The following is a 24,655-nucleotide window of genomic DNA, read 5'->3' as shown; positions in this document are numbered from 1 at the left end:
ATAAAATTATTTGGTCAAAATCAGTTTGCCGTTGCTGGTGATGCGCAGGCGGTATTCGTCGTCATGGTGATCGATCAGGATTTCGTTTTGTGCCCCGAACAGTTCGCTGCTGCTGACCCGGCGCCGCTCAGGAACGGATTCCTGTTCGACAATCACGATGCTTTGACGGTGGATGTTCCTATTGTTCTTGTTATTCATAAAAGGTCGGATTGTCAGTGATAAACAGGCCGCGGCTCGCGTTGTTCCCGTAATTGCGCGGCGACTTTTTGCCAATGTTCCAGCAATTGCCGGTACAACTCACGGCTGTCCGAGACCTGCGCCAGCTGCGGATGCGCCAGCAACAGGCCTAGTTGATGCACGATCGAATGAGCCAGTTTCGGGCAATGGCGGCCGTTGATGAACTGCGTCATCGACAGACAGGTCGTCGCGTGCAATTGGGTCAGTTCGATGCGCGCGGCAGTCGATTGATCTTCAAGCATGGTGCGCTGCTCCTCGTGATGGTCGATTGAAAAAAGTGTTTAACGCACGCTGTTCGGTGAGACAGGTGCGTTAAACGAAAACAGCGAGAGGTCAAATCATCGCCTTATGTAAATGATAATGATTATCATTTGTTACGGCAAGCATTTTTTTTATGCTTTTTTTACACGGGCACGTGGGAACGAGTTGACGAGGATGCATGGTCGCGTAGGTGCGAATTCATTCGTGCGTAACTGATGAAGTGGCGAACGTTCCTGGCTACCATGGTTCTTTGGGAGCGGATATTCTTTCCTCGGCTTCGGTATGCATTCTTACGCGGGAGCGCTCATCGTTATACATAAGTCAAAAATTACTGTTTTGCAATCTTAGCTAATGAGGCTTCGATACCATTTTTTGTCGCCCAACGTTCCCGACTTCGAAATCGCGATCTGGGGATCGCTCCCACAGCCTTGTGGGAGCGACGCCTTCGTCGCGATTTCGAAGCCACTGATGTTCAATATCCGCAGATTTATCAAACAGCACCGTTTCCAGGTATACGACGAACTCTGTTTAGCAAGTTTACCGATACTTGTGTATAACGGCGAGCGCGGGAGCGTGGGAACGAGGATGAGCAACGAGGTGTTTCTGGTTCCCATGCTCCTGCGTGGGAACCCATACCGGTGCTCAGTTCAGCGGCGGTCTTCATTCCCACGCGGGAGAGAGTGGGAAAGTATTATCTCTGTCAGTTGGGATGACTTTCACCGGAACCACTGGAAAAGGTACGCAATGCATACCCTACTTTATTTTTCAGGTAACGGCTGATTACTCTAATTCGCACTCCATTGCATAACTGATGAAGTGGCGAACGTTCCTGGCTACCATGGTTCTTTGGGAGCGGATATTCTTTCCTCGGCTTCGGTATGCATTCTTACGCGGGAGCGCTCATCGTTATACATAAGTCAAAAATTACTGTTTTGCAATCTTAGCTAATGAGGCTTCGATACCATTTTTTGTCGCCCAACGTTCCCGACTTCGAAATCGCGATCTGGGGATCGCTCCCACAGCCTTGTGGGAGCGACGCCTTCGTCGCGATTTCGAAGCCACTGATGTTCAATATCCGCAGATTTATCAAACAGCACCGTTTCCAGGTATACGACGAACTCTGTTTAGCAAGTTTACCGATACTTGTGTATAACGGCGAGCGCGGGAGCGTGGGAACGAGGATGAGCAACGAGGTGTTTCTGGTTCCCATGCTCCTGCGTGGGAACCCATACCGGTGCTCAGTTCAGCGGCGGTCTTCATTCCCACGCGGGAGAGAGTGGGAAAGTATTATCTCTGTCAGTTGGGATGACTTTCACCGGAACCACTGGAAAAGGTACGCAATGCATACCCTACTTTATTTTTCAGGTAACGGCTGATTACTCTAATTCGCACTCCATTGCATAACTGATGAAGTGGCGAGCATTTTTGGCTGTCCTTCGGGGGGGCGGATATTCTTATTCAGCAGCGTAGGGCGGTTTCGCGCAGCAAACCGCCATTTCAAGCAGGTGCGGAATAGCACGGTTTCGAGGCTTCGTTTGTCGGTGGATTGCCAAGGCAAATCCACCATACGATTGATCCGCCATACGGCCATCATGCGGATACGCTGGCCGGCGCTAACTGCTGGGGTGATCGGGCTGGTGCGGAGGGTTGTGGGACGGTTTCGCTTTTTCTATACGCTCCAGCCAGAAGGCCGCTTCCTGCTTGACGTTCGCTATGCCCAGCAAGGGTTCCAGCGATTGCCGGGCCAATGATTCATCCTCCGATTTGAAAGCGGCCACGCCCAGCCACAGCCGGGCAAATTCCTCGCGTTTCAAACCGCCTTTGCGCAGGCTTTTCTGAAATTCCTTTTTGGCCGCCGTCCAGTCGCCGCGCTGCATGGCCAGGCGGCCCGAGAGCATGAAATCCTCGCCGTTTGGCGCCAATGCGGCCGCTTCGGTCAGAATCCTGCTGGCCTGTTTATGCTCGCGCGCTAATTGCCAGCAACTGAACAATAATTTCAGATTTTTGTAATTGCGGGGAATCCGCTTGCTCTCCAGTTCGGCCTCCAGCATTCGGGCCGCTTTGACCGGATAACCCTGCTGCGCATGGAGTTTGACCAGTTGCAGGACATCCTCTTGCCGGACCTCGCCGAGGTAATAGGCCATCATCATTGTCGACAGCGCCCGGTCGTAGCGGTCTTGCTGGGCATAAAGACTGCTCAGGTAACGCCACCATTCGCGTTTGTCGGGCGAACTCGCAATCAGTCGCTTCACGATGGGCTCGGCTTTCGCATAATCCTTCCGGTCGATGTAAAGCGACAGCAATAATTGAATCCATTCGGACGGCGGCGTTTTTTGCAGCGCCACGGCTTTTTCCAGATGGCGGATGGCCGATTGCGTCAATTTCGCCTGGTAAGCGGCATAACCGGTCATGTAATGGATGTCGGCATCGGCTTTCGGCTCGCTTTGCAGCCATTGCTCCAGATGGGAGACGCTGTCCCGGTAGGCTTCCAGCTGAAAAGCGGCCTGTCCGGCAAGATAATGAAGCCCGTGTTCGGCGTCGGCGTCCAACTGCTTGCTGTCCAGCGCGGCCTTGGCGGCTTGCCGGGCGGCGCGGAAATCGTTGGCGCCAGCGTGGGCGTAAGCCAGATATTGCTGGACGACGGCCTGATCGAACGGTTTGTCCCGGGTTTGGGGCTGCAATGCCCGCAGTTGGCGCAAGGCTTGGGAGGCTTGGCCCTGGCGTAAGAAGTCGTCGGCCTCTTTCAGGACCTTGTAGGTGTCTTCGCTGACGGCTTTTTCAGCGGGCCGGCCCGGCCCACTGAAGACGATCAGGAACAGGACGCCGAGATAACGCAAAAACAGGCGGGAGAGAGAATAAGTCATCGGTCTAGGGTAAAGCTGAAAATCTGCCGCGCGCGAACCGGTATCGGATTGCCCTGGGCATCGCGGTGCGGCTTGAAACGCCAACGGCGAACCGCCTGCAAGGCGCTCCGGTCGAAGCTGCCGGCAGGCTTGCTGCTGATGATGGTCGGGTCGGACACGGTGCCTTCCGGAGTCACGGTGAACTCCACGACCACTTCGCCTTCTATTCTGCGAAAGCGCAATTTTTCGGGGTACAGCGGCTGAACGCGCGAAATGGCGGTCAGTCTGTCCGCCATGATAAAGGCCGGCGCGGCCGGTCCGCTGCCGCTGCCGGCGCCGGGCAGCCGGCCCAGCGCGCCGGTTTTGCTTCGGCCGCCGCCGCTGATCACGGGCGGCAGGCTGGGGCCGGTGCCGATATTCATCCGGGCGCTGGCCGGTATTTCCACTTTTAACGCCGGCGCCGGCAGCGGCAAGGCACGCAAGTTTTCGGCCGATGGCGCTTGCCGCGCCATCGGCTCGGAAAAAGTTTCGGGCGCTTGCGGCTCCGGTTTCGGCGGTGTTTTTCTCTGCGAACGGGCAAGCGTCTCCGGCTTCGGCCGTTGCCGGACAAAGTCGAAATACCGCGCATCGGTGGTTCTGACCCACTGCTTGCCGTGTTCGGCGGTCACCATCTGGATCATGAACCAGAACAGCAACAGATTGATCACCGATGCGGCGGAAAAAATCAGCGCCAGTCTCATAGTTCTTCAGTCGCCGCGACCGCAACATTGGCAATGCCGGCTAATCTGGCCTGATCCAGAACCTGCATGACGATGCCGGTTTCCGAATGCTTGTCGGCCAGGATCAACGCCGACGCTTCCGGCGCCTCGGCATGCAGCCGTTCAACATGGCCGCGTACCGCGCGCACGTCGACCTGCTGCTGCTCGATCCAGATCTCGCCGTTTTGGGTCACGGAAATCAGGATGCCGGCCTGGTCCTGGCGCTCGGCGCTCTGCGCGGTGGGCCGGTCGACCTCGACGCCGGTTTCCTTGACGAAGGACGAATTGACCGCAAAAAAGATCAGCAGGATGAACACCATGTCGATCAGCGGTGTGACGTTGAGTCCGGCGCCGAAGCTGGGCGGGCGGGTGTGTTGACGTTGCATGATCGCTATCTCATTGATCGGTTAATTGAGCGGTGAACCGTTCGCGCGCATGTCGGGCGCGGGATTCGAGACTGGCGGCGAAAAACAGGCCGGACAACGCGGTAATCAGTCCCGCCATGGTGGTGATCAGGGCCTCGGAAATGCCGGCCGCCATGCCCCGGGCATTGCCCGCGCCGAAGGCATTGATGACCTCGAAAACCTTGATCATGCCGGAAACGGTGCCGAGCAGGCCCAGCAGCGGCAGAATCTGGGTCAAGATGTCGACCGTTTTCAATCCGCGAAACACTTGCTTGAAATACTGCGAGGTCAGGCTGTCCTTTAAACGCTGCTCGTTAAAATGCGGGATCGACGGGGAACGGTTCCGCCAGTATTCCAGCAGTTCGGCTTTCAACCGGGGCAGCTGAAAATAAAAAAACCAGTACCGTTCCAGAATCAGCATCCACATCAGCACGGAAACCGCCAGAATCGCCCAGAGCAGGCCGCCGCCTTGATCGAAGAAATTCAGTACCTTTTCCATGCTCAGGGTTCCAGCGTCTGATCGTGCTGCTCAAACAAACGGTTGCTTTGTTGATCGAGGATTTCGACGATGCGGTTGGCCTGGGCATGCAGGAAGCTTTGCAGCAGCAATAGCGGGATGGCGACCGCCAGGCCCAGCTGGGTCGTCACCAGGGCGTAGGAAATGCCGCCCGCCATCAATTTCGGATCGCCGGTGCCGAACAGGGAAATGGACTGAAAGGTCTCGATCATGCCGATCACGGTGCCCAGCAATCCCATCAGCGGCGTCACGGCGGCGAAGACCGTCAATGAGGTCAGGCCGAAAAACAGGCGGCTGCTTTCCTGGCTGACCGATTCATCGAGGCGCGCGGCCAGGATTTCGCTGCTTCTGGCCGGGACCGTGGCAACGCTGTTCCTGAGCCGGCCCAGCGGATTGTTGTCGAGATTCTCTTGCTCAAGCAATTGGCTTTTGATGCGCCGCCAGGCCGTGGTCAAAACCGCGCCGCGCCACAAGACGATCAGCAAGCCGGCGACGCCGATGGCCAGAATCAGGTAACCGATGGCGCCGCTTTGGTTGATCCGTTCGATGAGGTCGGGGGACTGCACCAATAGCGCCAGAATCGCGCCTTTGGACGGGTCCACGGCCATCGTGCGCCAGCCGTCCTCGGCTTGTTCCAGTTCCCGGGCCATGCGCTGATGGCGTGGCGCCGGCTGCCGGGCGAGCTCGACCAGTTTATGGCTGTCGGGCAAAAAGCGCAGGAACTTGCCGTCGGCGACGGCGTTGAAAGCCCCGATGCGCGTCACGGTCTGCATTTTTTCCTCGCCCTCCAGCGTGATCACGGGGCCTGTAAAGCGCGCGACCTTGCCGGTTTCATGCATTTCATCGATCAGGACCAGCCATAGATTCTGCAGCGTCTCCATCGAAACCGCGGATTCGCGTTGAATGACTTTGTCGAGAAACGCGCCGCGCTCCGGGTCTTGCGCGGAAATCAGCGAGCGGTCCAGCAGCGAGCCGACTTCGGCGGCGTTCTGCTGTACCATCGCGAACAAGTCGTTCAGCTCGCCCGCTTGAGCGGCAATTTGCCCGTCCAGCTTGGCGAGTCTGGTCTCGTTTTCCTGGTAGGCGGCACGAAAGGCATCGGCACGTTTATCGGCTTCCGCCAGTTCGGCGCGCAGGCTGTTAAGCCGGGCTTGCTGCTGGTTTCGTTCCTTGATGAAACGGCGTTCGCGCTCCTCATCGTAGCGGAGATCCTTTCCGGCTTCCTGGCGCACCCGGGACACCAGTTCGTCCAGCGTCGCGGCGGCCTGTGCGGCATGGCTTAAAGAGACCAGTAAAAAGATGCAAAGCAGTTTGAACAGCTTCATGGCTTAGCCTCCGGGGCCATGATCGGCAAAATGAGAAGATCGGGCGGCGTTTGTTTTTTCGCGACGCGGATGGCTTTTTCAAGCGATTCGCGCAAGGACGCGTCCAACGGCACCCATTGCTTGCTCGAACGCAGCCAGTAACCGCCTTCATCGCCTTTGAGCGTCAGGTAATACAGGCCGACCCGGCCCAGCCGCAAAAACTCGACCGAACGCGGCTCGCCGTCGCCGTTCAGCGTACCCTGGTAGGCTTCGAGGGTATGGCCGTATTCGGCCTCGACCCGATACGCCTCCATGATCCGCCGGTATTTTTCGGTGACCGAGACGTCAGACCGGTGCATCATCTGTGTCAGCTGCTGCAGTCGCTGTTGCCGCTCGTCGGGCAGAAACGGCGTGTCCAGGGCCACGAATTCGGCCAATACATCGATCATCCGCTGCAAAAAAGGCGCGATTTGCCGTTCCATTTCGACAATATCGCGCATCTGGATTTCTTTTTTGCTCATCTCGGCTTTCTGGTCGTCGATCAGGCGTTCCATTTGGGTGTTGTAAGCCGACAGATCCTCAAGCCTCAGGGTGCCGCTGCGATACTCTTCCAGCATCGCCTGAGTCTGATCGTCTAATTTATCGACGCGTTTTTGCGTTTGAGTGCCTTGCTTCTGGGCTGATAACTGTTCCTGCAGGGCTTTGTCGACGGCTTGTTGCGCCGCGGCCGATGCTGCAAACAACAGGCAAAGCCCGAGCAAACCCGGTTTTAATCGAAACCTACGTTTTGTTTTCACTAACAACTACCACTCATAATTCAAGGTGACATAAACATTTTGACCTACTCCGGGCAGCCGTTCCCCGATAGCGGTTCCGTTTTCGATGTTGTCGATGGCACGGTTCAGGCCGTTCAGGTGGACACGGTATTCCTTATCGAGCAGGTTTTCAACACCGACGCCGAGTTGCAGGCCTTTATAGAGCTCGGCCTGGCCGCGGATGTTCCACAATGCGTAACCGGACGTTTTAACTTCCTGATTAAACTTGGAAACATCGCCCTGCCGCCAGTAACCGACAACCTCGGTGCCCAGTTTCCATTTCACGTCTTCGTAAAACAGCGAAATCAAGCCGTTCAGGGGCGCGATACGGTACAGGTTGTCGTCGGCATCGGCCCGGTCGCCCTTGACGTAGCTGATCATGCCGTCGACCCGCCAGTTTTCCATGAACCTGAAGCCGGCTTCCACATCCGTGCCGTACAGGATGGCGTCGATGTTGGCGTATTGCAGCAGGGGTTTGGGGTTTTGTCCGGCCGCGAGTGCCTTGGCATCGCCATCCGGCGCGGCAACGCCTTGAATATAATCGTCGACGTAGCGGTAAAACGCCCGCGGGGCAAAATACAGCGAGCCTTTACGCCAGGTAAAGCCCAGTTCGCCTTGATAGGATTTTTCCGGCTGCAGATTCAGGTCGCCGATGTACAGATAACCGTCGGCCAGGCCGCCGGTCGCTTCGAACGGCGCCCATAAATAACGTTCCTGATAACTCGGCGAACGGGTTTTGCGGGCAAATCCCACTTCCACTTCCAGTTCGCTGGTCAGATTATGGCGAATCACGCCGGTCAGATCGTAATTGAAATCGGTTTTGGCACGGTTTTGAGTGTTAAAGTTATCCGCGATTCTTTGCCATCTCTGGCGCGCGGCTGCCGGCAAGGCTAAATTTGACGTCTGGCTGGTGGACACCGTCCGGCTGTCCATTTCGATATGGTTGACCCTCGCGCCCAGTTCCACGGTCCAATCCTGAACCGGCGATACGACCCATTCCGAGAAAAAACCGTAACGGTCGCGTTCCGCGCCGTTAAAATTCTGAATGAAAAAAGCCGAATTGCTTGGGTTGGTCACCAGGGCATCATGATTGGCATTATCGCCGTCGGCGCCGACGGTCATGGTGCCGGACAGCAGCGGAAAATCGATCGCCAGCCTGTAACCGAAGCCGTCGGAGTAATTGGTGGAAAGGCGCCGGTTCTGGTTGCGCTGCATGGGGGTTGCGCCCGCGACTTGCCGCAGACTGAAGTTATCCATGGTATGACGGATATCCTGATAGTTATAGGAGGCCTTGATGTTGATGTCATCGCTGATTTTGCCTTCATAGGAGCCGGTCAGGATGCCGCCTTCGGACAGGACAATATCCATCGGCAGTGCCGGGGTCCCGGTCGGGCGGGTATGGTTATAGTTAAAATCGAGATCGAAAACATGCTCCCGATAACGAAAGCCGTAACCGACTTCGGCCGCTTCGCGGTCATGCCGGGTCGGCGTGTTTTCGCCGCCGGGATACCTGAAATCGTTGCCGAATTCCTTGCTGCCGTAGGCATGCAGACGGTGATTCTCGGTCGTCAGGCCGTTGTATAACGCGCCGTACCAGCCGTCGTTGGCGCTATTGAAACCGGCGGAGAACTTGCCGGTCCAGTCCAGCAGCGTGCCGTCTTCATTAAACTCCGGACGCTTGGTTTCCTGGACGATAGCGCCGCCGATGGTTTCGATGCCGCTGCTGACCGGCGCGATGCCGCGATAGACTTTTAACAGACTGGTCATGGCCGCCGGCACATGGCTCAATGGCGCGTCCATTTGATTGGTACAGGCCGGTTTGTAGTTCATGCCTTTGAAATCGACATTCACCCGGTCGCCGTACAACCCGCGGTACTGGGCAATGCCGGATAACGGCCCGAGTCCGTTGACATTGCCGCCCGGCACCCTTTGCAGCAAATGCGCCGCGTCGTTGATGCCGCCCTGCTCAGGCAGCACGCCGGTCATGTTGGGGCGAATGATTTCCCCCCGGATTTCCATGCGTTCAAGCTCGACGGTCTCTTCTTCGTTCTCTTCGGCCATTAAAGATGGCGCATGTAAAACAAAAGGAATAGCTATCAAATGCGACGAAATAGATTTTGTTAATTTCATAGTTGAATTTTATAGCTGAAGAAAGGGGTAAACCCGGGAAAAACCGGCTTGGCCGATCCGTTAGTATATTAGTGGATTGTAGCATCCGGAAATGACAGCTAATTGAACTTAATTCGGGTAAATAAGCCGGTTAAAAATACTCAAATAGCGTGCCAATATTTAAGCGGACAAGCGTAAACCTTTTGCCTGTTTGCCATGCTTGTATTAATTGATTGATTTTTATAGGGTTTTTATGCGTGGCTCTTGCCAATGTCTCATTCAGGCAATCAACGCCGGAGCAGGGAAAAATCGAAACGTTAGTTAACTATGTTAAATAACATTGTTTAATAGGTTGTTTCACATGATCAAAACATCTAAATCCGGCCTGCCGGCGGCAATCCTTGCTTGTTTTCAACCTGGAATTCACCGCGAATCAAGCACCGCCGACCAACCTGGCGCCGTCGCTTTTCTTTATTCATGGCCAACATGACCAGTAGTGTAGGGCGGTTTCGCGCAGCAAACTGCCATTTCAAACAAGTCAGCAATATAGCGGAACATGACGATTTCAAGACTCCGTTTGTTGGTGTATTACCTACGGCCTTTGGTGGATTCCAAGAAGTAGGCGAAGCCGGATGTGGCGAGTGCAGTAACAGGGCGTTTACAACGTAAGATGTATCGACAAGAAGCAAAACCTTGAGCGGCTTAGCCGTTGATTCCAACCGCTGGATGCGGAAAACCGCACGTGCGGTGGTGTGGCAGAGGTAACGGGCGCAATCCCGTTACCTCCACCCGATCGAGCAGGGGTATATGAGTTTTAAGCCCAAAAAACCGTAGGTCGGGTTAGCCCTTGGCGTAACCCGACAGGTCGAAGCCAAGTCGGCGCATTGGGGCGCGAAAGTGTCGGGTTACGCTGCGCTTTTATGCCCTTTAGGGTAAACCCGACCTACGAGCAGGGGCATATGAGTTTTAAGGCCAAAAAACCGTAGGTCGGGTTAGCCCTTGGCGTAACCCGACAGGTCGAAGTCAAGTGGGCGCATTGGGGCGCGAAAGCGTCGGGTTACGCTGCGCTTTTATGCCCTTTAGGGTAAACCCGACCTACGAGCAGGGGCATATGAGTTTTAAGGCCAAAAAACCGTAGGTCGGGTTAGCCCTTGGCGTAACCCGACAGGTCGAAGTCAAGTCGGCGCATTGGGGCGCGAAAGTGTCGGGTTACGCTGCGCTAACCCGACCTACGGAGCTTTAACCGGATCCTGTTGGCCTGGTCTTACGTCGCCCGGTTCATGGTGACCGCCCGGCGCTTGCCGCCCCAATCGCCGGGGTGTTGGTCGAAAACGCCGGCGCAGCGTTCGCCGCAGAAACGGCAGGCTGAGTTATCCAGGTTCCATTCGTCCAGGTCGTACCAGTCGCGGCCTATTAATAAGGAGCCGCAATTATGGCAATAAGTGCTGCTGGCCGATTTGTCGTGTACATTGCCGACATAGGCGTAACGCACGCCGTTTTTCAGCGCGATGTCCCGCGCCAGCAGTAACGATTTTGCCGGCGTATGGGGTTTATCGCGCATTTTCCAGTCGGGATGGAAAGCCGAGAAATGCATCGGCACATCCGGCCCCAGATTTTCGACGACCCATTGCGTCATCGCTTCCAGTTCGGCTTCCGAATCATTCTCTCCGGGAATAATCAAGGTCGTCAGCTCCAGCCAGACCGAGGTTTCGTGTTTGATGTATTTAAGCGTTTCCAGCACCGGTTCCAGATGGCCGCCGGTAATCTGGTGGTAGAAGCGCTCGGTAAAGGCTTTCAGGTCGATGTTGGCGGCATCCATCCATTGATAAAACTCGGCGCGGGGCTCGGCGCAGACATAGCCGGCCGATACCGCCACCGATTTGATGCCCAGGTCGCGGCAGGCCTGGGCGGTGTCTATCGCGTATTCGTGGAAAATCACCGGATCATTATAGGTATAAGCGACGCTGGCGCAGCCCCGGTCGAGCGCCGCCCGCGCAATCGCGTCGGGCGAGGCCTGGCTCATCAGCCTGTCCATTTCGCGCGATTTGCTGATGTCCCAGTTCTGGCAGAACTTGCAGGCCAGATTACAGCCGGCCGTGCCGAAGGACAGGACCGGGGTGCCGGGCAGAAAGTGGTTCAGCGGTTTTTTTTCGATCGGGTCGATGGCAAAACCGCTGGAGCGGCCGTAACTGGTCATGACGATCTCATCGTCCAGATTTTGTCTGACAAAGCAAAGGCCGCGCTGACCGGCATGCAATTTACAAAATCGCGGACAGATATCGCACTGGATACGGCCATCGTCCAGGCGGTGCCAATGCCGCGTTTTGACTATGTCGGGGGCCACAAAAACAGTCATTAATTTCTCCCGGAACCATCAACAGGTCACATGGTCACATTTCGGTAATAATCGGTTTATAACATTGGGACTAGTGGGGATATTTTATTTCCAGCACAATAGTTCAACTAACTTCAACGGTTTGCGCCAACGCCAGTTTTCTCCAGCAACATAACAGGAACGCTCAATGAATAGACAACCCGCTGTGGCAGGAACTTTCTATCCCGCCAATCCCCAACAGCTGCATCAAATGCTTAATCGGTATTTAAATGATGCCCAATCCGACGCGAAAGTTCCCAAAGCGATTATCGCGCCGCATGCGGGCTACATCTATTCTGGCCCGGTTGCCGCGAGCGCGTATGCGCGCCTGAAAGGCGCCAGGCATCTGATCAACAGAGTGGTGTTGATCGGTCCGTCCCATCGCGTCGCGTTCAGGGGGCTGGCCGTGAGCCGGGCGCAAACGTTCAGCACGCCTTTGGGCAATATCGAGGTCGATGAGGAGGCGGTCAAGACGCTGGTGAAGCTGCCTTTTGTCGAATACATTGAGCAGGCGCACACGTATGAACACAGCCTGGAAGTGCATCTGCCTTTTCTGCAGGAGATGCTCGATGGCTTCAAGCTGATCCCCATCGTCGCGGGCGATGCCACGCCGGAGCAGGTCAGCCAGGTGATCGAGCTGATGTGGGGCCATGATGAGACGCTGATCGTGGTCAGTTCCGATCTGAGCCATTATCATGATTACATGACCGCGCAACAGCTGGATCGCTCGACCAGCGAAGCGATAGAACATCTGCAGTATGAGCAGCTGGTGTTCGAGTCCGCCTGCGGCAAGGTGCCGGTCAGCGGGCTGCTGAAGCTGGCGCGGGACAAGTCTCTCTCGGTTAGAACCATTGATTTGCGCAACTCCGGCGATACCGGGGGAGATAAAGCAAGAGTGGTGGGTTATGGGGCTTATGTCATTGAATAAAGAACACCAGCACCGGTTGAAGGCGCTGGCAAGCTATTCCATTCAGCATGGCCTGCAGACAGGCAAGCCGCTGGTCATCGATTTAACCGAGTATCCGGCGGAACTGTCGGAACAGCGTGCCACGTTCGTCACGCTGCAGAAGCAGCATCAGCTGCGCGGCTGCATCGGCACGCTGGATGCCATCAGGCCGTTGGCCGAGGATATCGCCAAAAACGCTTTTTCCGCGGCTTTTATGGACCCCCGGTTTCAGCCGGTGGAGGCGCATGAACTGAGCGATCTGGAGATTCATCTTTCCATTCTGACGCCGCCTGAGCCGCTTTCGTTTAGCTCGGAACAGGATTTGCTGCAACAGTTGCAGGCCGGCGTCGATGGCTTGATTCTGGCCGAGGGGCGCCGGCGCGGCACGTTCCTGCCGTCGGTGTGGGAATCGCTGCCTGACCCCGAACAGTTTCTGAGGCATCTGAAACAGAAAGCGGGGCTCGCTCCCGGCTACTGGTCCGATACCATCAGGGTTTACCGTTACCGCGCCGAAGTGATCGCCTGAATCAGGACTTGGCGCGGCTGACCACATAAACGCCGGCCAGCACAAAAAACGTGCCGGCCAGCTGCGGCAGGGTAACGGCCTCGCCCAGAAACAGGAAAGCCAGGGCCAGGGTCGCGATCGGACCGATCATGCTGATAATGGAGGCCGGGCCCGCGCCGATCCGCCTGATGCCGGCATTCATGAAAAACGCCGGCAATACCGTGGAAAAAACCGCCATCAGCATGGCCTGTTTATAAACCTCGGCGGAGAAACCGGTCAACGCTGTGCCGTGATTGACGGCAAAATGCACGAGGGTAGCGATGCTGGCAATGGTCATGGTGTAAGCGGTAAAGCGCGCGGAGCCGATGCGCCGGCCCATGACGCCGCTGCCCATGGTGAAAAAGGCAAAGATCACGGCGCCAGCCAGCACCAGGGACGATCCCAGCCAGATGCCCGAAGACTCTGTCGACAGCTGTTCGATGAAGACCAGCAGCATGCCCGCATAACTCAGGCCCAGCGCGGCTATTTCACGTAGCGAAATCCACTTTCTGTACAACAGCGCCGAAAACAGCACGACGAAGGTCGGATACAAAAACAGGATGATCCGCTCCAGTCCGGCCGAGATGTACAGCAGGCCGATAAAATCCAGATAGCTGGCGATGTAATAACCCATCAGGCCCAGTACGGTCAGCGCGGCCCACTGCTTTTTAGTCAGCGCCGCGGCCGGCGATTGCCTGTTATGCCAGAGCGCAACCGCCAGGAACAAGGGCAGCGAAAACAGCATGCGCAAGGCCATCAGGCTGATCGCGTCTATTTGGCCTTCGGCCGCGTAAGCCAGCTTGATGAAGATGGCCTTGGCGGAAAAACCCAGGGCGCCGAGCAGCACCAGGGGGCAACCGATGAGCAGATGGCGCTGCCCGGACGGGACGGCGCTCACCGGCAAGATTCCAGCGTTTGTTTTTTCAGCCGCGCTATGATGTGCCTGATGGCCGGTTCCTGCCTGCCGATAGCCTCGCAGAGCTGGAACTGTTCGGCCGCGCGCCGCAGGTTTTGCCCCGGCTCCGTCACCTTGAAATAGCGGTCGCTTTCCAGATGGTCGGTCAAAAACCGGATGCCCAGTTCAAAAGGAATCAGGCGGATGGCCGGGTACAAATACGCATAATCGGATTCGGTAAAGAATGCGCCGGCCTCGGCCAGATAGCTTGCCAGGATAATGGCGCAGCGATCCGTATCGAAGCCGACGGGGGCCGTTGTCTGGCAGCAGGAGCGCAGGCAATCGCCGATATCGTAATGCACCAGTCCCGGCTTGACGGTATCCAGGTCGACCACGCCGACAATGGTTCCGGTATGCCTGTCGAACAAAAAATTATTGAGCTTGGGATCGCCGTGTATCACGCGAGGGGTCAGCAGGCCCTGTTGCCTGGCGGTTTCCAGATCGCCGGCGATGTGCCGGTGCCGGTCTATGAAATCGGCGCAATAACGGCTGTCGGCCGATGAAGCCGGCAGCTTCGCCGCTACCTGGTCATAGCGGTTCAGATAATTCGGCGTGATATGAAAGCCGGGCAGGGTATCGTGCAGGATGCCGGGATCAAGATCGCTGAGCAGGCGATGGAAATGGCCCAGCGCAAACCCTGCCTGTGCCGCATCATGCGTGCTCCCGATGACTTCCAGGCTCTCCGTATGATCGATATAGCGCAAGGCCCGCCAGTAATCGCCCTTTTGTTCGTAGTAATACTCGCCGCCGACCGCCGGTAAGATGTCCGGTATCCGCAATTTAACCGAGCCGGCGGGTTTCGTCTGAAGGTGTTTGTTTAAGGCCTGCAGGTTTTCCATGATCCGCGCCGGCCGCGGGAAAACCGCCGTGTTGATGCGTTGCAAGACAAACGGCGCGGCGTCGGTCATGACCAGAAACGTGTCATTGATCAGGCCGTTGCCCAAAGGTTGTATGTCGGTGATGGCCTGAGTGCTGGCGAACCGGCGGGCAATAGGCAAGCGTGCGTTTAAAGTACGGTCAAAGGCTGGCATGGGTTTTTATATATACAAAAAAACGTCTCGTGGCCGGAGGGCTGTCATCAAATCAGCCACGAGTCTAAATGGGTTATGGACAGATTGTGCTTCCTTCAAAACATAAATAGCTGACTTCGGGAATGAACTGTAAATCATTTTGCAGAGTACATTGATTTACTGTGACATTAGCCAGTATTTTGCTTCTTCGCAGATTGCTGTAAATGCCGATGCCCTTAATCGGATTAATCTGTTCCACGCCCGAAATAGTCACAAGGCCGGGAGGGCCGCAGGGGACGATTTTCGGCGGCGAAACCAGGGTATCGTTTTCCGTGTATACCGCGCCGGTGCGATCGTCGTTGCCCAGAGCATGATCAAACAAGGGATTCTGACCGATGTACTGCACGAGTTCGCCGCGAAAAACGCCGCTGATGGTCAATACTCTCCTGATTCTCTTTTTTTCCGCTGGCGGCAGCAGGGGCCAGTCTCGCCTGTCCAAAGTGACCCTATAACGGCCTATTTGCTCGACAGGCTCACCGGGATTGGGCGATGCCCCAATTTCCTGTGATTCCGCCCAGCCCCGCCTGAGATTGTAAATGCCATCCAATTCACCGGTGTTTTGATCAGCGGAAACATCGGCAGCGATGGAAAGATTGAAAATGATGATTGCCGTGGAGCGGAATTTCCTGTTGACGTTCATAAACCCTCCTTACTACAAGTAATAGCAAATTAAAGGCGGGCAGGATAAGCGATACGTTAAAAAGATGAAGACGGATCCTATATAAGTAATGGATTTTTTACTTATGGATCCGGCCGCTTGTTTCCGTAAATCGAATTCCTGCACCGGTCGGTTTGAATTTGTTTTTATTTCAGCTATGTCCCGCGAAGCCGCGGATCGGATTGAATGCAGCAGTACGGAACCCCGGCAAAACAGATGCTTTAATGCCGGGTTTCTTGCTTAGTGAGTATGGCAGGGCTAAAAAGTTTCTTTAGCTGATATTAAGGCGGTCAAATTCTTCAGTGCCTTGCCTCTGTGGCTCAGCGAATTTTTCACGGCTGCCGGCAGTTCGGCCGAGGCGCGGTTTTGTTCCGGCACCCAGAATACCGGGTCATAACCGAAGCCGTTTTCGCCGGCGCTATGCGTCAGTATGCGGCCTTCCCAGATGCCCTGGGCGATCACCGGGCAGGGATCGTCGGCATGTTCCATGAACACCATGACGCAGATAAAGCGCGCGCTGCGTTGCGACTCGGGTACGCCGTCCAGTGCCCGCAGCAGTTTGTCGATATTGTCCTGATCGCTGGCGCCGGCGCCGGCATACCGGGCCGAGAATACGCCGGGTGCGCCGCCCAGGGCATCGACAACCAGCCCCGAGTCATCGGCAATGGCGGGCAGATGGCTCTGCCGGGCCGCGTTCCGGGCTTTCAGGATGGCATTTTCCACAAAAGTGAGGCCCGTTTCCTCGCAGTCGGCGACATTGAACGCGGACTGCGGAACGATCGTGTGGCCGGCAAGCAGGGCCTGTATCTCCCTGATCTTGCCGGCATTGCCGCTGGCCAGTACGATAGGTTGCGACTTGGCCGGGCTCATTTGAAGTTTTCCAGCGCTTCGTGCTGTTTTTCCAGCAGTTGCTTGATGCCGTGCCCGGCGAGATCCAGCATCGCGTCCAGTTCCGCCTTTCTGAAGGCATGGCCTTCGGCCGTGCCCTGCACTTCGATAAAAGCGGCCGCATCGTTCATGACCACATTCATGTCGGTTTCGGCATTGCTGTCCTCGGCATAATCCAGGTCCAGTACCGGCACGCCGTTGTAGATGCCGACCGATACGGAGGCGACCTGTCCGTGCAGCGGGTTGGTCTTGATTTGCCTGCGTTTGAGCATTTTCTGCACGGCCAGCGACAAGGCGACGAAGCCGCCCGTGATCGAGGCCGTGCGCGTGCCGCCGTCCGCCTGCAGCACATCGCAGTCTATGGTGATGGTATTTTCGCCCAGCGCCTTTAAATCCACCGCGGCGCGCAGCGAGCGACCGATTAGGCGCTGGATTTCCAGGGTGCGCCCGCCTTGCCGGCCGCTGCTGGCCTCCCGGCCCATGCGGCTGTGCGTCGAGCGCGGCAGCATGCCGTATTCGGCGGTAATCCAGCCTTCGCCCTTGCCTTTCAGAAAACGCGGCACATGGTTGTCAACGCTGGCCGTGCAAAGCACGCGCGTATCGCCAAATTCAACCAGAACAGATCCTTCCGCATGTTTTGTAAAGCCGCAGGTAAATTTGATGTCTCGTAGTTGATTCGGGTTGCGTCCGCTAGGTCTCATTATCTGTTCCGCTAAAATAAAACCGCACAGTATACCTGATCCGGGGATGAGGCGGGCTCGATTTTAAGGCATCGGAAACGGTTGTTAATTGCTGTCGGCAAGCGCCTGCTGCAACTCGGCGACCGATTGCGGGCGCTTTTCCGGGCGCAGTTCCATGGCCCAGTCTATGGCTTTCAGCAAAAATTGCGGAAATTTGCGTTTGAAGGCTTTAACGGCGGGCACGAGCGTATCCTGCCGCATCCGGTCGGGCGCCGGAATCAGCGGTTTATATTCAAGGCAGGCGCGCATGCTGGCACCTATGGCATAAATATCGGTCCATGGACCTAAAGGTGCGCTCAAATCATGCTGCTCTATAGGCGAGAAGCCTTTGGTCAATATCTTGCCTTGCTTGTTCAAGCGCCCATGCGGAAAGCTCTGGATGGCGCCGAAATCGAGCAGTAGCGCATCATGGCCGGGGCGCACGAGAATATTGGCGGGTTTGATGTCCATGTGGATAAGATGATGCGCATGAATATGGCTGACGCCGTCCAGCAGCGAATTGAAGACGGCCAGCAGGAATTCATCGGTAACCGGCAGGAGCTTGTTTTTGAGAATTTTATTGAGCGTGACGCCATAGTCATAAGTCATAACCATGTAAACCGTGGCGTTGGCCTGGAAAAAATTGATCACCTCGACGATATTGGGGTGTTTCAGTTTCGCCAGAACCTTGGCCTCCTCGAAAAACAAGGCCCGGCCGTGCCGGAACAGGGACTGGGTTTCATCGCTGTTGGCGACAACCATGTTGTTCCAGGTCCGGTGCGCCAGCTTGCGGGGCAAGTATTCCTTGATCGCAACCTGAACCTGATCCGCTGTCTGCCGGGCCAGATAGACCGAGCTGAATCCGCCATGCGCCAATTCCCGCTCGATCATATACTGGTCTATAATAGTGCCGGTTTGAAGGTAGTTCCACTGCTTCGGATAGGTGTCGGGATCGTAGTATTCGGCCATTGAAAAAAATTCTGTCGAGCTAAGACTCTACAAAGTATAGGTGAAAAATGATTAAAAGTATGACCGCTTTTGCCGGTAATGAAGCAGAAATCGGTAAGCTGACCCTCAGTTGCGAATTGCGTTCGGTCAATCACCGTTACTGCGATATCACCTTCAAGCTGCCGGATCGGTTGCGTTTTATCGAGTCCGATCTGCGCGCCATCATTGGAGCCAAGATTAAACGCGGCAAAGTGGAATGCATCATAAACAGCAAGAAACAGGCTAAAGACGGCCAGGAGTTACTCATTAACCGCGATGCCGTCGCGGCCCTGCTGGCGGCCGCCAGTGAAATCGAGCAACAGATGCTGGCCCCGCTGTCATTCTCGGCGCTGGATGTCCTGGCCTTCCCCGGCATACAGCAGGAGCCCGACAATGACAGGGAAGCGCTGAAGCGCGGCATCACGGCACTGGTCGACCAAACGCTGGACCAATTGCTTGAGGTCAGGGAGCGGGAGGGCGCCCAGTTGGGCGAACTGATCACGGAACGCTGCCTGAAAATGCAAGGCTTTGTGGCCTCGGCCGACAAACGCATGCCGGAAGTCCTGTTGAATCTGCGGAATAAGCTGAAAGACAGAATCACCGAGCTGTCCGCCGAGCCCGACTTCGACCGCCTGGAGCAGGAACTGGTGTTTCTGGCGCAAAAACTGGATATCTCTGAAGAACTGGACCGGCTGCAAACCCATATCGCCGAAGTGTTAAGAGTGCTCCTGCAAAAAGATCCGATCGGCAGGCGGCTGGATTTTCTGATGCAGGAATTGAATCGCGAGGCCAATACCCTGGGCTCCAAATCGGCCGATAAGGAAATGACCCAGATCGCCATCGAACTGAAAGTGCTGATCGAGCAGATGCGCGAACAGGTACAGAATATCGAGTAAAGCACCGCCGCTCCCAGACCTATTACCAACCGGCCCATCATCCTTAATTAAGACAAGACCTTATGAACCACGGCAAACTTTACATCATTGCTGCACCGTCCGGGGCCGGCAAAACCAGTCTGGTGAAACAGCTGGTCGCCGATCTCGACAGCCTGACCGTATCGATCTCTCATACGACGCGCCCGATGCGCCCCGGCGAAGCGCATGGCCGGGATTATTATTTTGTCTCTATCGCCGATTTCCAGGCCATGCTGGAACAGCAGGCCTTTCTTGAACATGCCCGGGTTTTCGATAATTTTTACGGCACCGCCAGGCAAACCGTGCAGGAAAACCTGAGCCAGGGCCTGGATGTGATCCTGGAAATCGACTGGCAGGGCGCCCAGCAGATCAAACAACTTCTGCCGGACAGCCAGTCCATTTTCATTCTGCCGCCTTCGACCGCCGTATTGCAGCAGCGCCTTAGAAACCGCGGCCAGGATGATGAGCAGATCATCGCCCGCCGCATGCGCGATGCCGTGGCCGAAATGAGCCATTATCACGAGTTTGATTATCTGGTGGTCAATGATGACTTTGAACAGGCGCTGGCGGCATTAAAAAGCATCCTGATCGCCAACCGCTTAACGAGGCAGCGGCAGCAGCATAAGCTGGCGCCGCTGTTAAAAGCGCTGCTTTCCCGATGAACCTGAAGGCAGGGTAGGTGCAGAGCTTGCAGATAATTGCAGGCCCTGCAGACGTCGCACAGGGCTCGCTTTAGTTGCAAATATGAAAAAACAGACTATTCCAATGAAAGCAGCGATTGGAAATTAGTAAATTTACGGTTAGATGACCTGCCGTAGTCGGCCAGAAGCGGATAGTGAGAGGTCGGTCATCTTTATGCTTGTTTGCGTGTGTAGAGAAGTGAATGGGCATTGGAATTTCATATCCGCCTATCTTTCGAGTCAGTACATATGGGTATTCGTACATATTGTGTACTTGAATCGAGATATGTACGGTTAATGGATATCGTGGATCAACGCCTATATTGCCTTGGCATGGAAATGCTGATTGGATGTGCAATAGAGTCGGTCTCCCAGGACACAAAGAAAGGCGCCTGCATGAACAAGACCAAGAAAATTCTCAACGATCCGAAGAACGTGGTTCCGGAACTCCTCGAAGGATTAGTTGACGCATACCATGGGCAGGTCAGAAAGTTGGACGGTGTGAATGCCGTTGTGAAGTCGAAGCTACCCAAGGACAAGGTCGGCCTATTGGTCGGCGGCGGCAGCGGACATGAACCCCTCTTCGCAGGTTTTATCGGCAGGAACATGGCCGACGGTGCCGCTTGCGGCAATGTGTTCGCGGCCCCGTCGCCGGACATCATTCTCAGCGCCACTAAAGCGCTGAACCAGGGGAAGGGGGTACTCTACCTCTACGGCAATTACGCTGGCGACAATATGAATTTCGACATGGCTGCTGAACTGGCTGCCGAGGAAGGCATTGCGACCCAAACCGTTCGGGTCTGGGACGATGTGGCCTCTGCTCCACTGGAGCGAATGGAAGACCGCCGAGGAATTGCCGGCGACCTGTTTGTCATCAAGATCGCAGGTGCCGTTTCGGCACAGGAAAACGACCTGCACGAGGTATCCCGCATTGCCAGCAAGGCTCGCGACAACACCCGATCCATGGGTATTGCCTTATCCGCCGGGTCGCTGCCGGAGACCGGCGAACCCACATTTGAACTTCCCGATGATGAAATCGAGATCGGTATGGGACTCCACGGTGAAGCAGGCGTGTCGCGGGAAAAGATGCTTACCGCCGATGCGCTGGTCGAGAAGATGATGCACAGGATTCTGTCCGACCTCCCGTTCGAAAGCGGCTATGAGGTCTGCCTGCTGATCAACAACCTGGGCGCGTCGACGATGATGGAGCTCTTGCTAGCGAATCGCAAGGCACAGCAGATTCTGAGGGACAAAGGGATCAGTGTTCACGACACGCTCATTGGTAGCTACTGCACGTCGCAAGAGATGGCGGGGTTCTCCATCACACTGATGAGACTGGACAATGAGCTCAAGTCCTACTACGACATGCCCGCGCAATCGCTTGCATTGGTGAAGGCTTGATCCCATGGCAATCTTGGAACTGAGCGCACAGGATGTCCGGAAGATGTTCCTGTATGTATCTCAGAGGATGGTGGAGAGCAAAGACCTTCTCACCCAAGCCGACAAGGCCATAGGCGACGGCGACCATGGGGTGGGCATGGCCAGGGGCTTCGGGGCGGTAGCGGAAAAACTGGAAGGACAATCTTTCAATACCGTAGGCGAATTGCTCAAGACCATTGGCACGACATTGCTCATGTCAGTGGGCGGCGCAGCGGGGGCGGTCTTCGGCACCTTTTTCAGCGGTGGAGCCAAGAACCTTGGAGACGCCCCATCGCTGGATTCCCGCGTCCTGTCGCACATGCTGCTTGATGGCCTGGAGGCGGTCAAGCAGCGTGGCGGGGCTAAGGTCGGCGACAAGACAATGGTGGATGCGCTCCAGTCTGCTGCAATGAAATCCGAAGACATGAGCTCAGCGCCGCTCTCCGAAAGCCTGTCGGCCGTTGCCGGTGCGGCGGAACAAGGCATGGAGAAAACCAAGGAGATGACGGCCTCTATCGGCAAGGCCAAAACGCTCGGCGAACGATCGCTGGGCCATGCCGACCCGGGCGCCATCTCGACATACTTGATTCTAAAATTCATGACGGAGTTCGTAACAGAAAGGGATGCCCCTCGATAAGCATACTCAGCAAAACCGTTCGACTTGGCCGATGGCGCACACCGTTTTGGAAAAGATGCTCACAGTGGTCTTCGACCCTACCCCGAGCTATGGCGTGCCGGCCGGGTTCGAACACATCCTGGGCCGAATTCGGTCTTTCGCGAATGACAAAGTTCGGCCAATATCGGATATTCATCATCCCGATTCCTTTGGTCAAGCACAACATCTATTGCCTCCCTCAAGACCATGCAATCAGTCATAGCCCAACAAGCACGATTAATCGACTAGAGAAAACCTCTGCCAGAATTTTAATATCTATGTAATTTTACTGATAGTCAGCATAGTGAAACTGGTGTCATGATCGCTACTGTCAGCAGACAATTACCCAAGCATGGGCAGACTTCTGATCCCATATGGCGGTTACTGTGACTTTGGATATATTTTTTAGACGACCTGTTACTTTTGAGCCGAGCATGGGACATTGATTTTGAAAACATTACCCTGTCTTGCGACAGATGCATCTGTTACTACTCCTCTATTTTCTCATCCACCGTATAGCCTATTAGCCCTTCAGCCTGACAGGCAAGTGTGTCCCCCTGTGAAGCGCTGGATCAGGCGATTGGCACTGCTGCTGGCCTGGGTGGTTATCTTAAGTCTTCCCGGTCTCATGAGCGCCGAATAGCAGCAACCGTACGTGTCGGTTCGAGGACCGACTTTTCGCCTTATGCCGATGTCGATGCGCAGGGCCGATCCGCCGGTTTCGCTGTTGAGCTGTTCGCTGCCGTTGCCGCAGTGATGGACATTCCGGTCACCTTTTATTCCGGCCGCCTGGATACCCTCTGGCAAAGCCTGAAGTCAGGTGAGATTGATGTCCTGCCGCTGGTGACACGCATGCCGTAACGCGAAGGCCAGGTGGCGTTTACTGAACCGCATACCATCGGCTACGATACCTTCTTCGTCCGCAAAGAAAGTGATCCTATCAAGTTTATCGAGCAGGCCCGCGCTCTGAACATCATCGTGGTGCGCTCAGATGCTGCCCATGAAGTGCTGGCCAGCCGCGGCTTTAATCAGCAACTGGTATTAGTCGATAACTTGGCGGACGGCTTTCGCCTGCTGGCCTCGGGGCAGCATGACGCCGTGCTGGCTCCGAAGCTACAAGGCAACGCGCTGATCCATAAGATCGGTCTGGATAAACTCGTCAACCCTGGCCCCTGCTCAAGGAATACCGGCGGGAGTTCTGCTTTGCCGTGCGCAAGAGCGACCCTGATCTCCGCGACCGCCTCGATCAGGGGCTGGCCATCGTCAAGGCCACTGGCGAGTACGATCGGCTCTACCGGAAATGGCTCGGTCTCTACGAAACGTCGACCTTTCCGGTTCGCTATGTGGCCTGGGGCGCATTAGCTGCTACCAGTCTGTTGGCACTGCTGGGCCTGTGGACCTGGCAGTTGCGCCGGCAAGTGGCGCTACACACCGCCGAAATGGCCCAAGCCTATACCGCCGTGCAGGCCTCCTACCTCGAGGATGGCCCGCGCTGGTTTCACGGAACGTACTCGCCGGACTTTGACGACGAAGGTCAAGTGCGTGGATTCGTGGGCCATGTGCTCGATATTACCGGCCAAAAGCGAGCCGAAGAGGCGCTGAAGGAGAACGACCGCCGCAAAGATGAATTCCTGGCCATGCTGGCCCACGAGCTGCGCAATCCGCTGGCGCCGATCGGCAATGCCGTGCACATCATGAAACGCTCGAGCCTGGACGAGACACGGCTGGCCTGGTGCAGCAACGTCATCGAGCGCCAAGTCGGGCGTCTGGTGCGACTGATCGACGACCTGCTCAATGTCTCGCGCATCAGCCGAGGCAAGATCGAGCTCAAGCAGGAGGCGCTTGACATCTCGACGATTGTGCAGCGGGCGGTCGAAACCAGCCAGCCGCTGATCGAGGCTCATCGACATGACTTCACGGTGCAGCTGCCGCCTGAATCGCGCTATGTGGAGGGCGATCTGGTGCGGCTATCGCAAGTCATCTCGAACCTGCTCAACAATGCCGCCAAGTATACTGATGCCGGTGGTTGTATCAGTCTGACTGTTGAGCCGGCGGACCATGAGTTTTTGATCCGGGTTCGTGACAACGGCCACGGCATTGAGCCTTCGGCACTGTCCAGTCTGTTTGAGCTGTTCTATCAAGTGGACCGCACGATCGACCGCTCGGAAGGCGGGCTGGGCATTGGTCTGGCGCTGGTTAAAATCCTGGTAGCCATGCACGGCGGTGAGGTTTGGGCCACCAGCGCAGGCCGTGGCCAGGCCAGCGCATTTATCATTCGCTTGCCTTGCTTGCTCCAATCAGCGCTCGACTCAGCTCCTCATCCAACAGATTTGAAGGCAAATGAGGCAGTGGCAGCAGCATAAGCTGGCGCCGCTGTTAAAAGCGCTGCTTTCCCGATGAACCGGGAGACAGGGTAGGTGCAGAGCCCTGCAGATATAAATTGCAGGCCCTGCAGACGTCGCCCAGGACTCGCTTTAGTTGCAAATGCCCTGGTTCCCACGGTCCTCCGTGTGAACCCATACGGAAGCTGGGAACTCCCCATAAAGGGTCAGTTTTTGTCCTTTTCCATCAGTCAGACAAAGACGCCGCAACTGGCCG

At 56.0% G+C, this 24,655-nt stretch carries 24 protein-coding genes; 8 read left to right on the top strand and 16 right to left on the bottom strand.

Annotated elements, in window-relative coordinates; all coding sequences use genetic code 11:
- Positions 1-6: 6 nt before the first annotated feature.
- The 10 genes from hemP to amrS all read right to left on the bottom strand — a co-directional run bounded on the left by hemP (position 7) and on the right by amrS (position 11,604).
- On the bottom strand, positions 7-198 hold the full coding sequence (gene hemP / locus METMA_RS0108705) for a hemin uptake protein HemP (protein ID WP_020158695.1): 192 nt from the start codon (positions 196-198) through the stop codon (positions 7-9).
- Between the two features lie 14 nt (positions 199-212).
- Positions 213-479 carry a hypothetical protein gene (locus METMA_RS0108700; RefSeq protein WP_020158694.1) on the bottom strand — a complete coding sequence of 89 codons (267 nt, stop codon included), beginning with the start codon at positions 477-479 and terminating at the stop codon, positions 213-215.
- 1,632 nt (positions 480-2,111) lie between these two features.
- Positions 2,112-3,362, bottom strand: coding sequence for a tetratricopeptide repeat protein (locus METMA_RS0108695; RefSeq protein ID WP_020158693.1), 1,251 nt, complete (start codon positions 3,360-3,362; stop codon positions 2,112-2,114).
- Positions 3,359-4,081 (bottom strand): energy transducer TonB, encoded by a 723-nt coding sequence (locus METMA_RS0108690; protein WP_020158692.1) that lies wholly within the window; start codon positions 4,079-4,081, stop codon positions 3,359-3,361. Before METMA_RS0108690 ends, METMA_RS0108695 begins: the two co-directional genes overlap by 4 nt.
- Positions 4,078-4,485: an ExbD/TolR family protein gene (locus METMA_RS0108685; RefSeq protein ID WP_020158691.1), complete on the bottom strand. Its 408-nt coding sequence runs from the start codon at positions 4,483-4,485 to the stop codon at positions 4,078-4,080. The genes METMA_RS0108690 and METMA_RS0108685 overlap by 4 nt, the downstream gene beginning before the upstream one ends.
- 10 nt (positions 4,486-4,495) lie before the next feature.
- Positions 4,496-5,002, bottom strand: a complete 507-nt coding sequence (locus METMA_RS0108680; protein ID WP_020158690.1) for a MotA/TolQ/ExbB proton channel family protein — start codon at positions 5,000-5,002, stop codon at positions 4,496-4,498.
- A gap of 2 nt (positions 5,003-5,004) precedes the next feature.
- Entirely contained in the window at positions 5,005-6,345 is a 1,341-nt protein-coding gene (locus tag METMA_RS0108675) for a MotA/TolQ/ExbB proton channel family protein (protein ID WP_020158689.1), read from the bottom strand.
- Positions 6,342-7,121 carry a DUF3450 domain-containing protein gene (locus tag METMA_RS0108670; protein ID WP_232216337.1) on the bottom strand — a complete coding sequence of 260 codons (780 nt, stop codon included), beginning with the start codon at positions 7,119-7,121 and terminating at the stop codon, positions 6,342-6,344. Before METMA_RS0108670 ends, METMA_RS0108675 begins: the two co-directional genes overlap by 4 nt.
- Positions 7,122-7,127: 6 nt before the next feature.
- Complete coding sequence (locus METMA_RS0108665) at positions 7,128-9,200, bottom strand: TonB-dependent receptor plug domain-containing protein (protein ID WP_020158687.1); 2,073 nt, start codon at positions 9,198-9,200, stop codon at positions 7,128-7,130.
- 1,312 nt (positions 9,201-10,512) lie between these two features.
- Positions 10,513-11,604 carry an AmmeMemoRadiSam system radical SAM enzyme gene (gene amrS / locus METMA_RS0108655; protein WP_020158685.1) on the bottom strand — a complete coding sequence of 364 codons (1,092 nt, stop codon included), beginning with the start codon at positions 11,602-11,604 and terminating at the stop codon, positions 10,513-10,515.
- 166 nt (positions 11,605-11,770) lie between these two features.
- Between amrS and amrB the strand changes: the two genes are divergently transcribed.
- Together amrB and amrA are read left to right on the top strand one after the other, a co-directional pair.
- Positions 11,771-12,550, top strand: a complete 780-nt coding sequence (gene amrB / locus METMA_RS0108650) for an AmmeMemoRadiSam system protein B (protein WP_020158684.1) — start codon at positions 11,771-11,773, stop codon at positions 12,548-12,550.
- On the top strand, positions 12,537-13,094 hold the full coding sequence (gene amrA / locus METMA_RS0108645; RefSeq protein ID WP_020158683.1) for an AmmeMemoRadiSam system protein A: 558 nt from the start codon (positions 12,537-12,539) through the stop codon (positions 13,092-13,094). The genes amrB and amrA overlap by 14 nt, the downstream gene beginning before the upstream one ends.
- 1 nt (position 13,095) lies before the next feature.
- On the opposite strand, the gene METMA_RS0108640 is transcribed toward amrA, so the two are convergent.
- The 6 genes from METMA_RS0108640 to METMA_RS0108610 form a co-directional block, all read right to left on the bottom strand.
- Complete coding sequence (locus METMA_RS0108640; RefSeq protein WP_020158682.1) at positions 13,096-14,010, bottom strand: DMT family transporter; 915 nt, start codon at positions 14,008-14,010, stop codon at positions 13,096-13,098.
- Complete coding sequence (locus METMA_RS0108635; protein ID WP_020158681.1) at positions 14,007-15,098, bottom strand: phosphotransferase enzyme family protein; 1,092 nt, start codon at positions 15,096-15,098, stop codon at positions 14,007-14,009. Before METMA_RS0108635 ends, METMA_RS0108640 begins: the two co-directional genes overlap by 4 nt.
- A gap of 73 nt (positions 15,099-15,171) precedes the next feature.
- Entirely contained in the window at positions 15,172-15,777 is a 606-nt protein-coding gene (locus tag METMA_RS0108630; RefSeq protein ID WP_020158680.1) for a hypothetical protein, read from the bottom strand.
- A gap of 276 nt (positions 15,778-16,053) precedes the next feature.
- Complete coding sequence (gene rdgB / locus METMA_RS0108620) at positions 16,054-16,665, bottom strand: RdgB/HAM1 family non-canonical purine NTP pyrophosphatase (RefSeq protein WP_020158678.1); 612 nt, start codon at positions 16,663-16,665, stop codon at positions 16,054-16,056.
- Positions 16,662-17,384: a ribonuclease PH gene (gene rph, locus METMA_RS0108615; protein WP_020158677.1), complete on the bottom strand. Its 723-nt coding sequence runs from the start codon at positions 17,382-17,384 to the stop codon at positions 16,662-16,664. Before rph ends, rdgB begins: the two co-directional genes overlap by 4 nt.
- 84 nt (positions 17,385-17,468) lie before the next feature.
- The gene (locus tag METMA_RS0108610) at positions 17,469-18,371 is read right to left on the bottom strand and encodes a serine/threonine protein kinase (protein WP_020158676.1); all 903 of its coding nucleotides are present in this window, start codon (positions 18,369-18,371) and stop codon (positions 17,469-17,471) included.
- A gap of 47 nt (positions 18,372-18,418) precedes the next feature.
- Between METMA_RS0108610 and METMA_RS0108605 the strand changes: the two genes are divergently transcribed.
- The 6 genes from METMA_RS0108605 (at position 18,419) to METMA_RS28025 (ending at position 24,420) form a co-directional block, all read left to right on the top strand.
- The gene (locus tag METMA_RS0108605) at positions 18,419-19,285 is read left to right on the top strand and encodes a YicC/YloC family endoribonuclease (protein WP_020158675.1); all 867 of its coding nucleotides are present in this window, start codon (positions 18,419-18,421) and stop codon (positions 19,283-19,285) included.
- A gap of 62 nt (positions 19,286-19,347) precedes the next feature.
- On the top strand, positions 19,348-19,965 hold the full coding sequence (gmk, locus tag METMA_RS0108600; RefSeq protein WP_020158674.1) for a guanylate kinase: 618 nt from the start codon (positions 19,348-19,350) through the stop codon (positions 19,963-19,965).
- Positions 19,966-20,379: 414 nt separating this feature from the next.
- On the top strand, positions 20,380-21,384 hold the full coding sequence (locus tag METMA_RS0108595; RefSeq protein WP_027147159.1) for a dihydroxyacetone kinase subunit DhaK: 1,005 nt from the start codon (positions 20,380-20,382) through the stop codon (positions 21,382-21,384).
- A 4-nt stretch (positions 21,385-21,388) separates the two neighbouring features.
- Entirely contained in the window at positions 21,389-22,039 is a 651-nt protein-coding gene (dhaL, locus tag METMA_RS0108590; protein WP_020158672.1) for a dihydroxyacetone kinase subunit DhaL, read from the top strand.
- Positions 22,040-22,606: 567 nt separating this feature from the next.
- On the top strand, positions 22,607-22,918 hold the full coding sequence (locus tag METMA_RS28185; RefSeq protein ID WP_027147157.1) for a transporter substrate-binding domain-containing protein: 312 nt from the start codon (positions 22,607-22,609) through the stop codon (positions 22,916-22,918).
- Positions 22,919-23,265: 347 nt separating this feature from the next.
- A complete protein-coding gene (locus tag METMA_RS28025) occupies positions 23,266-24,420 on the top strand; it encodes a sensor histidine kinase (protein ID WP_269634174.1) in 1,155 nt (384 codons plus the stop codon).
- Positions 24,421-24,655: the final 235 nt, after the last annotated feature.

Source organism: Methylobacter marinus A45 (assembly GCF_000383855.1).
GTDB classification, from domain to species: Bacteria; Pseudomonadota; Gammaproteobacteria; order Methylococcales; family Methylomonadaceae; genus Methylobacter; species Methylobacter marinus.
The sequence above is the reverse complement of the archived record's forward strand: the minus strand, read 5'-3'. Positions and strand labels throughout refer to the sequence as shown.

What these genes read in the sequence shown, in the direction of transcription:
- amrB (WP_020158684.1), top strand. Translation starts at nt 11,771, where the DNA reads ATGAATAGACAACCCGCTGTGGCAGGAACTTTCTATCCCGCCAATCCC.
- METMA_RS0108695 (WP_020158693.1), bottom strand. Translation starts at nt 3,362, where the DNA reads ATGACTTATTCTCTCTCCCGCCTGTTTTTGCGTTATCTCGGCGTCCTG.
- METMA_RS0108605 (WP_020158675.1), top strand. Translation starts at nt 18,419, where the DNA reads ATGATTAAAAGTATGACCGCTTTTGCCGGTAATGAAGCAGAAATCGGT.
- METMA_RS0108635 (WP_020158681.1), bottom strand. Translation starts at nt 15,098, where the DNA reads ATGCCAGCCTTTGACCGTACTTTAAACGCACGCTTGCCTATTGCCCGC.
- amrS (WP_020158685.1), bottom strand. Translation starts at nt 11,604, where the DNA reads ATGACTGTTTTTGTGGCCCCCGACATAGTCAAAACGCGGCATTGGCAC.
- amrA (WP_020158683.1), top strand. Translation starts at nt 12,537, where the DNA reads ATGTCATTGAATAAAGAACACCAGCACCGGTTGAAGGCGCTGGCAAGC.
- METMA_RS0108680 (WP_020158690.1), bottom strand. Translation starts at nt 5,002, where the DNA reads ATGGAAAAGGTACTGAATTTCTTCGATCAAGGCGGCGGCCTGCTCTGG.
- METMA_RS0108675 (WP_020158689.1), bottom strand. Translation starts at nt 6,345, where the DNA reads ATGAAGCTGTTCAAACTGCTTTGCATCTTTTTACTGGTCTCTTTAAGC.
- METMA_RS0108595 (WP_027147159.1), top strand. Translation starts at nt 20,380, where the DNA reads ATGAACAAGACCAAGAAAATTCTCAACGATCCGAAGAACGTGGTTCCG.
- dhaL (WP_020158672.1), top strand. Translation starts at nt 21,389, where the DNA reads ATGGCAATCTTGGAACTGAGCGCACAGGATGTCCGGAAGATGTTCCTG.
- METMA_RS0108665 (WP_020158687.1), bottom strand. Translation starts at nt 9,200, where the DNA reads ATGGCCGAAGAGAACGAAGAAGAGACCGTCGAGCTTGAACGCATGGAA.
- METMA_RS0108700 (WP_020158694.1), bottom strand. Translation starts at nt 479, where the DNA reads ATGCTTGAAGATCAATCGACTGCCGCGCGCATCGAACTGACCCAATTG.
- hemP (WP_020158695.1), bottom strand. Translation starts at nt 198, where the DNA reads ATGAATAACAAGAACAATAGGAACATCCACCGTCAAAGCATCGTGATT.
- rph (WP_020158677.1), bottom strand. Translation starts at nt 17,384, where the DNA reads ATGAGACCTAGCGGACGCAACCCGAATCAACTACGAGACATCAAATTT.
- METMA_RS0108685 (WP_020158691.1), bottom strand. Translation starts at nt 4,485, where the DNA reads ATGCAACGTCAACACACCCGCCCGCCCAGCTTCGGCGCCGGACTCAAC.
- rdgB (WP_020158678.1), bottom strand. Translation starts at nt 16,665, where the DNA reads ATGAGCCCGGCCAAGTCGCAACCTATCGTACTGGCCAGCGGCAATGCC.
- METMA_RS0108690 (WP_020158692.1), bottom strand. Translation starts at nt 4,081, where the DNA reads ATGAGACTGGCGCTGATTTTTTCCGCCGCATCGGTGATCAATCTGTTG.
- METMA_RS0108610 (WP_020158676.1), bottom strand. Translation starts at nt 18,371, where the DNA reads ATGGCCGAATACTACGATCCCGACACCTATCCGAAGCAGTGGAACTAC.
- gmk (WP_020158674.1), top strand. Translation starts at nt 19,348, where the DNA reads ATGAACCACGGCAAACTTTACATCATTGCTGCACCGTCCGGGGCCGGC.
- METMA_RS0108630 (WP_020158680.1), bottom strand. Translation starts at nt 15,777, where the DNA reads ATGAACGTCAACAGGAAATTCCGCTCCACGGCAATCATCATTTTCAAT.